Here is a 13,078-nt window from a genome sequence, read left to right as displayed (position 1 = left end):
TCAAGTTCAAATTCGGAGACACGGTGACGGGGCTGTGCGAACACACTGCAAACAATGCCAGTCTCATATCTAGAGAAACGAGGTCGATCAGTTCTTGTCTCAGGTGGAGGTGTGTAGCGGCGATCTAGGGCCGGTGGCAAGTTCGGCGGCGGGTGATGCGGATCGGTGGAGATGACTAGGTGTCATTGCTGGTTTGGGCGTGACGACCGGCGGTGGGCGCGGTGCTGAGCGCGGCGGTGGCGGCTAGGGCAGTAGCGAATACCAGTAGCGCAGGGGTCAAGGTGGCCGCGGCGGCGAGGGCGCCGACGAGTAGTGGCCCACCGGCATCTCCGAGTTCGCGGCCCACTTCGGCAGAGCCCATGGTTTGGCCGAGCCGTTCAGCGGGAGTGGACGCGGCCAGAGAGGCGAACCCGATCGGGGTGACGACGCCTACGCCAATGCCGATCAGTACGGCAGCGCTGGCCAGGCCCATGATTCCTGGTATCACCACCGCCGCGCACCCGGCGGCAGCGAGCAGTAGGCCGGTTGACAACCCGGTGCGGTCCCCGATGCGCCCGTCATCGCGAGCGCGCCCAACCCCGGGCTGAACTACGGCGGTCGCCGCTGCCAACACCGAGACGACCGCTCCGGTGAGAAGTGGGCTGAGGCCGCGGCTGGCGCCGATGACGGGGAGGAAGCCAACACCGACCGATAATGCGGCGGTGGCCGCGGCTAGTGCGAGGGTCGGGCGCAGAAAGCCCGGGCTGGCGAGTCGGCGGCCCAGGTCGAGTACCGTCTGGCGGACCCGCGGCAACGGTGCCACCCCCGGCACCATCAGCAGCGCCCACGCTGCGACCGCCGTTCCTAGTGTGGCGAGCGTGGCGAAGAGCAGGGTGTAGCCGCCCCAGGTGATGAGCACCCCTCCCAATACCGGTCCCAGGGTGTAGCCAAGTCCTTTCCAGGCACCGTAGCGACCGAAGCCGCGGCCTTGCTGCCCCGGCGCGGTTAGCCGCGACACCAATACCCCGGCGGCAGGTGAGAATGCTGCTGCGGCGGCGCCCTGAGCGAATCGGGTCACGCCCAACCAGGCAGGATCTCCAGCGATGACGAAGGCAGCGGATGCCGCGGCGAAGGCGAGCAGTCCGCCGAGCAGAACTGGGCGGGCGCCAATGCGATCGGCCAACGATCCGAATACCGGTTTGAGGATGACTTCGGCTCCGTCGTAGATGGCCAGCAGCAGGCCCAGGGTGAGCAGCGATGTGTATGGCCCGTCGATATAGCCGCCCAAGGTGGCGGCAATGCTGTGAGCGCCGAATGCGGTGACGAATCCCGCCGCGTACAAAGGCAACAACTGAGTTCGGGTCCCCCCGAGGCCTGTATCGGCAGAGTTGGGCGTACTCATGCCGGTGACAGTGGGTTTGTGCCGGCGGTGGCGAGTGTCATAGCTGGTGCAACGCGGTGAAAACCCGCTCGGTGTAGTCGGCGAGGCGTTCGATGCAATGCTTGAGCTGCTGGTTGGCCTCGGTCACCTCGGGGGCGCCGAATACATCACGCGCGGTCAGTTCGCGGTGCCATCGACGCAGTCGCTCTAGGCTGTGTTCTTCTTCTTCGAGCTCAGCGATCGTGAACTTGGCGATTCGAATCTCTTTGTCGATTTCGGCGTCGAAATTGGCGCAGTCGGAGATGAACTCAGCCCACTCCTCGCTCCGTTCAGCGGTGAACAAGGCTTCCAGACGCGCAGCGTCGGATTCATTGCGTCCGGACGCGGCCAGCACCGTCACCTCGCCGTCACCGCGTTCAGCTAGCTCTTCGGTTCGGGCGATTCCATCGGCGAATACCGGGGCATCGGGCACCGCCCATACCCCCTGCCCCAACAGGGTGGCCCCAGCGCGCCGCAGCTCGCGCCACACCGCGACTCGGTGCCGCGAAGGCTCCGCAGGCATTCGTACCACCAGAACCAACCATCGGACCGATGTCTCTGCCACATCTAAAAATGTATCAGCGGTTACATTCGGGCGGCGACCACACCCCCGGGTCGCATTAACGCCGGTCTCAGTTCAAAAAGAAACGAGGCCGATCACATCCTGTCTCATCTGGAGTCCCCGTCCCTTTGACGCCGGAGCGGCCCGGCCAGGCCCTGCCACCAGACTCGATCACGCCCATCACGGAGCCTCGCTGAGGATGTGACAGATGCGGGCGTCGGTGCAGTTCAAAGGATTCAGCGTCCGGCTGCGGTGAAGGAGTCGACGCAGTTCTGTTGCTAGCGATGCCAGCTCTTGTTGGCGCTGTGTTATGTCGTCGAGCTTGCCGCTGAGTAGCGCGTGTACGTGCTCGCAGGGTGCCGTTCCGTGGTCACGAAGGTCCACGATGCTGGCGATATCGTCCAGGGTCAGTCCGGCGGCTTGTCCGGCGCGGATGAAGTGCAGTCGGGTGATCGCAGTGCGGTCGTAGCGCCGGTAGCCATTGGTGCCGCGGCGAGGTGCTGGCAGTAGTCCGCGTCGTTCGTAGAAACGGATGGTCTGCGGCGATAGATCCACGGATCGTGCCAGCTCTCCGATCAGCATCCTCGCCACACTAATCCTTGACCTTGTACTGCACTGCAATGTTTAGCGTGACCTCATGACTTGCAAACGTGTGCACCGAGGGGCCGGTTGCGGTGCGATCACCCAGGTGGGGCGATGACTGCCCGCTTCGATTTGATCGTGATCGGTGCCGGCATGGCCGGTATCGCCGCCGCCAATAAGTGCGCCGCCCAGGGCTGGCGCGTGGCGATCGTCGACGCGTTGCCCTACGGCGGTACCTGCGCGCTGCGCGGATGCGACCCGAAAAAGATCCTGCGCCGTGGCGCCGAAATCATCGACGCTTCCCAACTGATGCGCGGAAAAGGTATCGACGATGGCCAGATCCGCATCAACTGGACCGATCTGATGCGCCACAAACGGGGCTTCACCGATCCGGCACCAGCGAACATGGAAAACGACCTACGTCGCCACGGCGTCCAAACACTGCATGGTCAGGCCCAGTTCGTAGACGCCCATCAGATCAGCATCGGAAACGACTCCCACCACACAGACCGGGTCTTGATTGCTACTGGAGCGCGGCCCCGACCGCTGCAGTTCCACGGAAACGAACACCTCATCGACAGCACCGAGTTCCTCGAATTGGAGGTTTTGCCACCGCGAATCGTGTTCGTTGGGGGCGGTTACATTTCTTTCGAGTTCGCCCACATCGCCGCCCGGGCGGGCAGCCACCCGATCATCCTCGATCACGGTCCGCGCCCACTGAAGGGGTTCGACCCCGATCTAGTCGACCTGTTGATCGCCGGCGGCGACGTTGCCGGAGTTCACGTGCAGCCGTCCACCACGGTCACCGCTGTACGTGCGACGGCGTCCGGATACCAAGTCCAGGTCGATCAGGATGGAACTCTTACCACCATCGATACAGACTTGGTGGTTCACGGCGCCGGACGCGTCCCCGAGCTGGCCGAACTCGACCTCGACCGTGCTGGCATCGCGTGGTGTGAGCGAGGAATCAGTGTGGAGCCGTACCTGCAAAGCACCACACACCCCGGCGTCTACGCCGCCGGGGATGCCGCAGACACCGCCGGCCCCCCGTTGACGCCCGTGGCCGTCATCGAAGGCAAAGTAGCCGCCTCCAACATGCTCAAAGACGCCAGCACCGTGCCCGACTACACGGGTATCCCGTCGGCTGTATTCACGATCCCCGAACTGGCGCGCGTTGGGTTGCTCGAAACAGAAGCCCGCGACCTGGGATTGAAGATCGACGTGCGCTACACCGACGCCAGCACCTGGTATTCGAGCTACCGCCTCGGCGAAGATACCGCCGCAGCCAAGATCCTCGTCAATAAGGACGACGACCGAATCGTGGGCGCACACCTGCTCGGACCGGACTACACCGAACACGCCAACATCGTGGCCCTGGCCATCAAACTAGGCCTCACCACACGCCAGCTCAAGACAACCACCGCGGCGTACCCCACCCTGGGCTCCGACCTCGGCTCGATGCTCTAAGCGGCCGCTATTGAGCCCACGCCCGACGGAAGACGAAAAGCGACGTCCCATGCTGTCTCGTTTCTAAAGATTCAAGATCGATCAGATCCTGTCTCATATGTGCCGAAGCCCCTGCAACCGTGATCTACCCGTTCACTGGGCCGCCGGGGCGACTGCACCCGGGCGTCAGCATCCGACCCGCCCTCGAATCATTGGTAATGATAGATATCATCGCTGTGTGACGATGAATAAGGAGGGTGCCTGCCTCACCGGCAGCACCGCGACAAACTCTTCGAACCTGGATGCCGCGGTGGCGCTGTTTCACAGCCTCTCTGATCCTGCCCGGCTGGCGATCGTCGGCCGCCTGGCCGAGGGGGAGGCACGTGTGGTCGACCTGACCGGAAAGCTGGGATTGGCGCAATCCACCGTCTCTGCCCATGTCGCCTGTTTGCGGGACTGCGGTCTGGTCACCGGCCGCCCCGAGGGCCGACAGATGTTTTACTCGCTGACGCACCCGGAACTGTTGGATGTATTGGCCTCAGCGGAGACGCTGCTGGCCGCCACCGGCACCACCGTTGCGCTGTGCCCCAATTACGGAACCCGCGCCCGCACGGGCGCGACAATCGACTCCAAGGAGTCCCTCCGATGAGCGACGCTTGGGACTGCAGTCCCACCGAACCGGCCGTGCCGGCTAGCTCGCACGTAAGCAGCACCGCAGTCACGGATGGCGGCGCATGATCCTGTCGTCAGTCCTGCCCGCGATCGGGCTATTCATCGTCACCAACATCGACGACATCATCGTGCTGTCGCTGTTCTTCGCCCGCGGCGCCGGGCAACGCGGAACCACGGCCCGGATCACCGCGGGGCAGTACCTGGGATTCGCGGGGATTCTGGGTGCGGCCGTGCTGGTGACGCTGGGTGCCGGAGCGTTCCTTCCCCCAAGCGTCATCCCGTACTTCGGCCTCATTCCCCTGGCTCTGGGACTGTGGGCGGCGTGGGAAGCCTGGCGAGGCGACGACGACGACGATGACGACGAGGCAAGGGTCGCGGGTAAGAACGTCGGTGTCTTGACCGTTGCTGCAGTCACCTTCGCCAACGGCGGCGACAACATCGGCGTCTACGTTCCAGTCTTCCTCAGCGCGGGCACTGGGGCCGTGGTGGCCTACTGCGTCGTCTTCCTCGTGCTCGTCGCGGTCCTGGTGGCCGCCGCCAAATTCGTCGCCACCCGCCGGCCGATCGCCGAGGTACTCGAACGCTGGGAACACGTATTGTTCCCGATCGTTTTGATAGGCCTCGGCATTTTCATTCTGGTCAGCGGCCTCGCCGTTTAAGTAGGCAGCGCAAGCCAGCCGCTCAAGCCTGATCTGGGACGCCGATGTACTGAACGTATTGAACATCTGTCTCGTATCTAGAGAAAAGAGACAGCGCCCAGCGTGCAGCGAGCGGCCGCATCGTCCCAGGTGGCAGTGTCTCATTTCTTGTCTCACACCGCGTGTCTCAGATCCCTGATGTCAGAGGGTGATGAGACGGTAGTGGTGTGACGACGACTCTTGGGTACGCCCGCGTGAGCACCGCGGGCCAGGACCTCGACGCGCAGCTCGTTGCGCTTACTGGAGCTGGCGTCGGACCGGATCAAGTCTTCACCGACAGACTCTCGGGAGCGGTGAGCACCGATCGGCCTGGGCTGACGGCGATGCTGCACTACGCCCGCGAGGGCGACACCGTAGTGGTCACTGCGATCGATCGGCTAGGCCGCTCCGTCGCCGAGGTGACACGCACCATTGCTGACCTTGGTGAGCGACGAATTGTGTTGCGCGCCTTGCGCGAAGGCGTGGATACGGGCACTCCAACCGGTCGTGCCGTGGCTGCCATCATGGCAACTTTGGCCGAACTTGAGCTCGAACTCGGCCGCGAGCGTCGCGCCGCCTCGCGCGACTCCCGGCGAGCCCGCCTTCTACCGGCCACCAAGCCAGCGAAACTGACCACCGAGAGACAGCAACAATTGCGACGGCTCGCCGAGACCGGTGAACCCGTCCACGAACTTGCCAAAGCGTTCGGGATCAGTAGGGCAACGGCATACCGGTATCTGTCTGCCCTGTGAATAATTCAGCACTAGAGTCGACGCAAACGTGAAACTGACAGAACAAGGCGCGCCACCGGGGCTGACACCTCTAGCGCGCCCAAACTGGCTATGATCAGCCGACTTTATCTACTTGCACGCGTCCGGGGAGATCACTGAATGTCGCAGCCGCACGACCCTCGATATCCGTACCAGAATCCGAACGCCTGGGCGCCTCCCTCGAACCAGTATCCGGAACCTTGGCAAGCCGCGCCGCCATATCAGGCTCCCCCGCAGCCTTCAGTCCAACAGCCTGCTGGGTCGGCGACTCGACCCGCTGTGGCTAGTGCTTCCAAGCCTGTCTGGCCATTTATCGCAGGCGTTGTCGTGACGTTGCTCGCGGGCTATGCGCTCCTGCCGAATGATTCAGACTTCGTAGTGAGTGCGGTTGTGGTCTGGCTTGTCACCTTGGTAGCGGCCGGCGCGATGATTGCGGCCCCAAAGACTTGTATCCGCCGGTGTGGAGAACTCTTGTGGAGTGAATCGCCAGCCCCACGAAGAGCGTTGCCAACACCGCGACGGCTATGTGGCCGAACGTTCTAAGGCAAGAATTCTCGCCGACGGCCAGGACTACCGGCTTGTGTGGCCATACGAGGAGTGCGAAGCCGTGCTCCGCGATATCGAGGTGTTTGACCCCCAGGCCGTGGCGCACTGCCGCGCGGCCCACGAATGGTGGCACCCGGAAACAGCCTGACCGCTGGGGTTATGCGGCGGTGATGGCGATGTGGAGGCGTTTCCCGCACGCTGCGGCGAGCCGTTCTAGGGCGTCGATACCGGGGATGCGTGCACCGTTTTCCCAGGAGGCGACGGCGGATTGGCTGGTGCCCATGGCGGCGGCGAGCTGGGTTTGGGTGAGTCCGGCCTCGGTGCGGGCGTTGTAGACCAGCTCGGCGAGGTCCATCGCTCGGCCGGCATCCTGGTAGGCCTGCTCGTAGGTCTGGCGTTGGGCGTCGGTGAGGGCGGCCTGGCGCTGGGCGCGGGCGGTTCGGTAATCGACCCCACCGCTGGTGGTGGCGGCCCTCTTCGCGACGGCGGGGGCTTTCTTGGCGGCCTTCTTCGCAGCGGCGGTCTTCTTCGGGGTAGCGGTTTTGACGGTCATGGCGGTTTATCCCTTCTTGGTCTGGTGGCGTCGTAGCGCTTTGCGTGCGCGGATGATTTCGTTGCGTTCGTTTTGGCGTTGTTTGCGGAAGGTGGTCAGGGTGACCAGCTGGCGGTCGGGGTCGGCGGTGTAGGTGATGCGTTGGTTGACCTGTCCGCAGCGAAACCGCAACTCCCACAGTTTCTCTGAGAGGTAGCGGTTGTGCGGCATGCTCAGGGTGATGCCCTCGGCGGTGAGCCGGTCGAGGGCCTGATCGGCCTGGGCGAGTTCGCTTTCAGACAGACCGGCGTACCAGCGTTCCACTTCGCCACTGAGCATGATCCGCCACTCATCACCCACACCCCTACTATATCGACTTCGGTATATACCGTCAACGATATAAACGCGCGCGCGGTGGGTGTGCCCGTCAGTCGATGTCGAGGCCGTGTCCGCGGTCTCGTTCCCTGCCTCGGTCGCGCGTGGGTCCGGTGGTGAGGGTGCGCCAGCTGCGTGCGGCGATGGCGCGGTGTTCGTCGGCGTCGGCGGCGTGTCTGGGATCGTCGATGTCCGGTGCGGGGCAGGTGTTTTCCGCCCAGGGGAGCGTGAGCCCGTCGAGGAGTCGTCGGGCGCTGCCGGGCTGTCCGTTGTCAATGAGTAGGAGTCGGCCGTGTGCGGGGACCAGGGCGGTGGCCACCGCCGCGAGGGCGTCGGGGTCGGCGGTCGCGGCGTCTTCGACGACGATGATGGGTCCGCGCTGAGTGGGTTCGTGGATGGTGATCTGCTCGGCGAGGTGGTTGAGGCTCAGCCGGTCGGGCTGTGGTGTCGCGGTGACGCGGACGTGGTGGCGGTGGGCGGCGGTGGCCGCTGCATGGATCGATTCGGCGAGGTCGGGGGTGTAGCGCTCGGCCGCCACGGTGGCCACGACGTAGGGCACCGAGAGCGCGACCGCGGCGGGGTCGGTGTGTGGCCGCGCCAGGGGGAGCGGGTCGGCGTTGCGCCAGGCGGCGGCCAGGACCTCGACGAGCGCGCGCTCAGGGGCATGCATGCTTGCGTGCACGCCTTTGCCCAGGGCGGTGGCAGGGTCGACGACGTGCCGATCGGGGAGGGCCGCGGTACGGGACAGCGTGTCGGCCAGCCACCACCACAGCGCCGTGGCGGGCATCTCATCGGGTAGCGGTCCTCGCTGGGCCGCCGCGGTGATCGCCTCGCGAATGTCGTTGCCGCGGGCGGCTTCTGTGAGGTGGGCGGCCAGTGTCGGCCAGTAGGCGTCGGTGCGGATGCGGGGGTCGATCTCGTCGAGGAGGTCGTTGAAGCGGGTGGGGTCGGCGGCGCTGTCGCGCTCGATGGCGTCGGTGCCGTGCCGGTGCAGCAAGTCTTGGATCGCGCGGGTGGCCACCGGGTATTGGGGCGGGCCGGTGAGGCGGGTGTCGGCGTCCTCGACCCCGGTGGCGGCCCGGAACACGGCGATTTCTGCGGCCAGAGCAGGGTTGGCCGCGAGCACGGGCTGCGCCCAGCTCGGCGCGGTGTCGGGGGTCCAGGCGTGGGCTTGTTCGCGGATTTGGGCGGCCAGCTCCTCGACAAGACTTGCGCGGCGGCGCAGGTAGTCACCCCATTGCGGGTCGCCGGCCAGGGGGTCGGGGATGGCGGGCAGCCAGCGCAGCGGCCCGCAGTCGCGGCCGGCCGAACCCGTGGGGTCGATGCGGTAGTCCAGGACCGCGGCCGCGTCGGCGGCATCGTCGAGGCCGCCTCGAAGCGTGCGCGGCGATCAACAGTTCGCCGGGATCGGCACCGGAGAGCGCCCGGATGGCCAGGCGACGACGTAGCACCGGCCACGCCGAGCAGGTACTGAGACCGGCATAGACCTCCTCGGCGAGCCCCGTCACTGTTGCCATCACATCTCCCTTGTCGACATTCGGGGAAGTGTATTGCCGCGGTTGAACTTTGGATGGCGGCGTCCAACAAATCTCTTTGAAAGAACACTAGGTGGTGGATTCACCGTGCACTACATCCCGTTCGTGCTGGGTGCGGCGCTCAAGTTCGGCTTCATCAAGGTGTTTGCCCTCTTTCGCGTGTTCCCGGTGATCCGGGTGAACCTCCTCGCCAGGGGTCAACACATCACTAAGGTCAGGCTGCTCGTTGGTCGAAGACATAGAGCGCCTATACCCCGACGGCACCGCGACAAATCGCCCCACTCGGGTGACCGGATATGCCCGGGGGCGACGCGGTATCGACGAGTGCAACCTCCAAGAGCCGAGCGCGGGATAACCGGGGTGGGTGACTTCAGTCACCGGGCCAGGTGCGCTGCTGCTGGGATGCGTGCCGACCATTCTGATTGAGCAGTGCTAGACCAGACCCAGTAAGCAGCAGCGCCGCAGTCCCTGCTGTAGTCCCCGCCTGTGCCACAGTCGAAGGGTGCCGTTTTGGGGGCGGAAACAAAAGGGTCCGGAGGACCCGGCGGAGCTGATCGCGTTGGCGCGGTCGCTCGAGCGTCCGCCGGGAACCTGCCGACGTGGCCCGTGCCTGATCCCCATGAGCCGTTCGTTCGGCGGTTGGCCTCGAGTCCCCGTCCGTTCATCCGGGGGCACTTCACTTTCGTCACCTACCGCGGCGAACGTTTCGGTTTCCAACCAGTTTGAGGAGTGCGATGCTGGGCGCACCGTATGAGGGCGTTCCCGTCGTGAGGACGGGCGCGGCACGCTGGCGGCGCGTCGTGATGCCCGTGGTCGTCCTGTCTGCGGTTGGACTCGTTGCACTGCTGCTGGCGGGTCGCGGGCAGCAGACCGAGATCCAGGGCGCAGGCTCCACCTTGGCGCAACCGTTGATCGAGCGGTCGGTGACAGCCTTCCGAGATGCCCAGTCCGCTGATGACCCCGAGCGACCCGACGAGACCGGCAACGACTGGGTGCTCAGCGGATCCGGTATCGAGTACGAACCGGTCGGCTCGATGGGCGGCATCATGCGATTGTCGGATCCCGAGGTCGACTTCGCCGTCTCTGACTATCCGCTCTCAGCTGACGGTCTCAAGGAACTTCAGGTCGCTCAGTTCCCGATCGCCTTGGGTGCCATTGCCGTCGTGCACAGCCTGGACCTGCCGGAGGGGCGGGAATTGCAACTGAATGCGCGAACCCTTGCCGCGATCTACGCAGGTGAGATCACCCGCTGGAACGACACCAGGATCGCGGAGTTGAACCCAGGCGGCGCACTGCCAAATGAGGCCGTGTCCGTGGTGCACCGCAGCGACGGGTCGGGCTCCACCCGAGGTTTCACCGGCTACCTGAGCGAGGGCAGTCCGCAATGGGCCTCCGGTCCCGGGACGGGGACCGAGATCGCGTGGCCAACGGGCACGGGTGCAGAACGCACAGAGGGTGTCATCAACCAGGTGCGCGATAACCCAGGATCGATTGGCTACGTCGATTACGGGCAGGCCCAGCGCGCGGGGCTCGATGTCATCGCCCTGGCCAACGAGTCGGGAGCCTACGTCCGCCCGAGCGAGGAAGCGATCCTCGCAGCGGGCTCGTCGCACGACTGGAGCGGAAGAGACGACTACACCACCGCGCTGGCCACGGCGAGCGACAGGGCAGCCTACCCAGCAACCGTCGGCATCTACGTCATGGTCAAACGCGACCCGGAGTTTGCGCAGCAGACCCAGCGCACCATGAGCTATCTGCGCTTCCTCCTCAACGACTTCGGCGACGGTGCAAAGGAACTCGGATACGTGCCGATGCCCGGGCAGGCCGCAAGGGACATCGAGAACTACTGGTCGGGCGCGATCTCCGGCGCCTGAGCCCACCACCTCTTTCCTCCACCCCTCAAACAACCCATATCAGCGTCAAGAAGGATCATCGTGGATGTCGACATCCTCAAAGAGATCATCGCCCCCGTAGTCGGTGGGCTCGGCATTTTTCTGCTGGGCCTGGAGTTCATGGAACGCGGCATTCAGTCGCTATCGGTGAACCGAATGCGCGATCTGCTGGGCAAGATGGCGGGCAGTCCCGTCAAGGGTGTGTTCGCCGGCACGTTGATCACCGGAGTCATTCAGTCATCGACTGCGATGACGGTGATGACGGTGGGGTTGGTCAACTCCGGGGTGCTGGCGCTGCGCGGAGCCATCGGTGTGATCATGGGCGCCAACATCGGCACCACCTTGGGCAATGGTTTGATCGCCATGCCGCTGGGCCCACTGGGGCTGCTCTTTGCGGGGATCTTCGCCTCGGTCTACGTCTTCTCGAAGTCGGACAAGACGCGCAACATCGCGTTGTGCTGCATGGGATTCTCGTTGGTCTTCTACGGCCTCAACCTGATGACGGGCGGCCTCAAGCCGTTGCGGGAGATGCCGCAGGTGATGAGCGTCATCTCCGGCCTGGACGCTTCGTCGTTCGTCGGTGTGGTTTCGTGTGCGCTCATCGCCGCGTTGATCACAGCGCTGATCCACTCATCGTCGGCGACGATCGGGATCGTCATGGGGTTGGGCGCCTCGGGCGTCCTGGAGTGGAAGACGGCGATTGCCTTCGCCATCGGCGCCGACCTCGGCACCACCATCACGTCCTGGATCGCCTCGCTCAACCTGTCGAAGAACGCCAAACGCACCGCATACGCCCACATCGCCTTCAACTTCATCGGCGTCTGCGTCGTGGTGTCGCTATTCTTCCCGGCCATCTCCGTCCTGCAGTGGGTGATGGGCTTCTTCGGCGGCGACCCGGGCAGCCCGGTGATAGTGGACGGAGAAGAGACCTTCCCCCTCGTGCCGGTAGCGGTGGGCTTGTTCTCGATATTCTTCAACGTCTTCAACGTCCTCATCCTGTTCCCCTTCGTCGGCACGTTCGAACGCGTGCTGATGCGCATCGGGCGCGACGACGCCGATGACGACGAGGACTACTCACTGCCGAAGTACTTGGATCGCAAGGCGATCAACGACTTCAACCGTGCCGTCCCGGCCATGCGTCAGGAGGTGGCGCGCGCGCTACAGGGGAGTCGATTGTTCCTCGACACCGCCCGGGGCGAGCGCAACGCCGTGAAGAAGACCGCCGAGCACTCGGCAGCGATCGACGCCCTGTCCCGCGAGATTCGCGCCTATTCCGCGCAACTGTTTCACCATGACCTGACGCGGGAGCAGATGGACCTCGTCGCCAGCATGATCGAGGAGGCCGACTTCACCGGCTCGCTCACGGAGTCGCTGCACCAGATCGCCAGGCGCATCCAACGCGAGGAGTTCAGCCCTGCGAGCCGGGAGGTGCTCGACAAGGGGCTCGACCACCTCGACCAGAAGCTGTCGCTGCTCGAGTCCGAACAGGACACCACCGTCGACGTGGCGCCGGCACCGACCGTGCTCGACGCGCCTGAGTTCGAGGCGATGCGGTGGACGGTCATCGACGCCGGCGACATCCCGGCCATTGAGAAGGGGGCGCTGCTCGCACTTCTCGGCTCCATGGAGAGGGCGGAGAGTTTGATCGACCGCATCGCCCAGGAGCGTGTCTCCGTGGATCGCGACCAGGCCAGCGTTCTCGCTCAGGCGTAAGCGCACCGTAGGGCCGGCGCCTCTGCCCCGCGGTGTCGATGGGCTGTTCAGCTTTTTGGCTACGTCCCGGCTGCACGTTTCTACTCGACCCGCCCAAGCCCGGCGATTGCCTATCCCCAGCGGGCCGGCGTTCCGTCCGCTACTGCAGCGCGACCTAGATGGCTGCGCAGGCGCTCCAGCTTGCTGGGAAAGGCCGGACAGCACCACGGTTCGTCAGGCTGCTATGAGACAGTCCACTCCCGACCGCGCGACCAACGATGCAGGGCAGCTTGTTTAGAGACGCATCCGACTTCCCGATCTTCTGAAGGCGTCGAGAAGGCGCATGGCCCTTCTTTCGTTGGCGTGTCCGCGAAACGTGCGACACCGATGACATTCCG

Annotated in this window: 12 protein-coding genes; 6 read left to right on the top strand and 6 right to left on the bottom strand. The window is 64.8% G+C overall.

Features of this window, described 5'->3' with window-relative positions:
• Positions 1–175: 175 nt before the first annotated feature.
• The 3 genes from ACAG24_RS28720 to ACAG24_RS28710 all read right to left on the bottom strand — a co-directional run bounded on the left by ACAG24_RS28720 (position 176) and on the right by ACAG24_RS28710 (position 2,543).
• Positions 176–1,381, bottom strand: a complete 1,206-nt coding sequence (locus ACAG24_RS28720) for an MFS transporter (protein WP_051444579.1) — start codon at positions 1,379–1,381, stop codon at positions 176–178.
• Between the two features lie 37 nt (positions 1,382–1,418).
• Entirely contained in the window at positions 1,419–1,922 is a 504-nt protein-coding gene (locus ACAG24_RS28715) for a Chromate resistance protein ChrB (RefSeq protein ID WP_051444578.1), read from the bottom strand.
• 219 nt (positions 1,923–2,141) lie between these two features.
• Complete coding sequence (locus ACAG24_RS28710) at positions 2,142–2,543, bottom strand: heavy metal-responsive transcriptional regulator (RefSeq protein WP_036460033.1); 402 nt, start codon at positions 2,541–2,543, stop codon at positions 2,142–2,144.
• Positions 2,544–2,657: 114 nt separating this feature from the next.
• On the opposite strand from ACAG24_RS28710, the gene ACAG24_RS28705 reads away from it, so the two are divergent.
• From ACAG24_RS28705 to ACAG24_RS28690, 4 genes are all read left to right on the top strand, one after another.
• On the top strand, positions 2,658–4,010 hold the full coding sequence (locus tag ACAG24_RS28705; protein WP_036460031.1) for a dihydrolipoyl dehydrogenase family protein: 1,353 nt from the start codon (positions 2,658–2,660) through the stop codon (positions 4,008–4,010).
• Between the two features lie 223 nt (positions 4,011–4,233).
• Positions 4,234–4,638 (top strand): ArsR/SmtB family transcription factor, encoded by a 405-nt coding sequence (locus tag ACAG24_RS28700; RefSeq protein ID WP_064875296.1) that lies wholly within the window; start codon positions 4,234–4,236, stop codon positions 4,636–4,638.
• Between the two features lie 85 nt (positions 4,639–4,723).
• Complete coding sequence (locus ACAG24_RS28695; protein ID WP_064875282.1) at positions 4,724–5,320, top strand: cadmium resistance transporter; 597 nt, start codon at positions 4,724–4,726, stop codon at positions 5,318–5,320.
• A gap of 206 nt (positions 5,321–5,526) precedes the next feature.
• Positions 5,527–6,090: a recombinase family protein gene (locus ACAG24_RS28690; protein ID WP_370476124.1), complete on the top strand. Its 564-nt coding sequence runs from the start codon at positions 5,527–5,529 to the stop codon at positions 6,088–6,090.
• 721 nt (positions 6,091–6,811) lie between these two features.
• Here the strand turns inward: ACAG24_RS28690 and ACAG24_RS28685 are convergent.
• From ACAG24_RS28685 to ACAG24_RS28675, 3 genes are all read right to left on the bottom strand, one after another.
• Positions 6,812–7,207 carry a type II toxin-antitoxin system RelB family anti-toxin gene (locus ACAG24_RS28685; RefSeq protein WP_370476122.1) on the bottom strand — a complete coding sequence of 132 codons (396 nt, stop codon included), beginning with the start codon at positions 7,205–7,207 and terminating at the stop codon, positions 6,812–6,814.
• A gap of 6 nt (positions 7,208–7,213) precedes the next feature.
• Entirely contained in the window at positions 7,214–7,546 is a 333-nt protein-coding gene (locus ACAG24_RS28680) for a type II toxin-antitoxin system RelE/ParE family toxin (protein ID WP_370476118.1), read from the bottom strand.
• A gap of 67 nt (positions 7,547–7,613) precedes the next feature.
• The gene (locus tag ACAG24_RS28675) at positions 7,614–8,687 is read right to left on the bottom strand and encodes a hypothetical protein (protein ID WP_370476114.1); all 1,074 of its coding nucleotides are present in this window, start codon (positions 8,685–8,687) and stop codon (positions 7,614–7,616) included.
• A gap of 1,143 nt (positions 8,688–9,830) precedes the next feature.
• Here ACAG24_RS28675 and pstS point away from each other — a divergent pair.
• Together pstS and ACAG24_RS28665 are read left to right on the top strand one after the other, a co-directional pair.
• Complete coding sequence (pstS, locus tag ACAG24_RS28670; protein WP_370476111.1) at positions 9,831–10,970, top strand: phosphate ABC transporter substrate-binding protein PstS; 1,140 nt, start codon at positions 9,831–9,833, stop codon at positions 10,968–10,970.
• 60 nt (positions 10,971–11,030) lie between these two features.
• Positions 11,031–12,701 carry a Na/Pi cotransporter family protein gene (locus ACAG24_RS28665; RefSeq protein WP_370476109.1) on the top strand — a complete coding sequence of 557 codons (1,671 nt, stop codon included), beginning with the start codon at positions 11,031–11,033 and terminating at the stop codon, positions 12,699–12,701.
• Positions 12,702–13,078: the final 377 nt, after the last annotated feature.

This window comes from Mycobacterium bulgaricum (assembly GCF_041287165.2).
Taxonomy (GTDB): domain Bacteria; phylum Actinomycetota; class Actinomycetes; order Mycobacteriales; family Mycobacteriaceae; genus Mycobacterium; species Mycobacterium bulgaricum.
This window is presented reverse-complemented; position numbering and strand designations above follow the sequence as displayed.

Excerpts from the sequence above, each read along its gene's own strand:
- ACAG24_RS28720 (WP_051444579.1), bottom strand. The coding sequence starts at position 1,381 with ATGAGTACGCCCAACTCTGCCGATACAGGCCTCGGGGGGACCCGAACT.
- ACAG24_RS28715 (WP_051444578.1), bottom strand. The coding sequence starts at position 1,922 with ATGCCTGCGGAGCCTTCGCGGCACCGAGTCGCGGTGTGGCGCGAGCTG.
- ACAG24_RS28710 (WP_036460033.1), bottom strand. The coding sequence starts at position 2,543 with ATGCTGATCGGAGAGCTGGCACGATCCGTGGATCTATCGCCGCAGACC.
- ACAG24_RS28705 (WP_036460031.1), top strand. The coding sequence starts at position 2,658 with ATGACTGCCCGCTTCGATTTGATCGTGATCGGTGCCGGCATGGCCGGT.
- ACAG24_RS28700 (WP_064875296.1), top strand. The coding sequence starts at position 4,234 with ATGAATAAGGAGGGTGCCTGCCTCACCGGCAGCACCGCGACAAACTCT.
- ACAG24_RS28695 (WP_064875282.1), top strand. The coding sequence starts at position 4,724 with ATGATCCTGTCGTCAGTCCTGCCCGCGATCGGGCTATTCATCGTCACC.
- ACAG24_RS28685 (WP_370476122.1), bottom strand. The coding sequence starts at position 7,207 with ATGACCGTCAAAACCGCTACCCCGAAGAAGACCGCCGCTGCGAAGAAG.
- pstS (WP_370476111.1), top strand. The coding sequence starts at position 9,831 with ATGCTGGGCGCACCGTATGAGGGCGTTCCCGTCGTGAGGACGGGCGCG.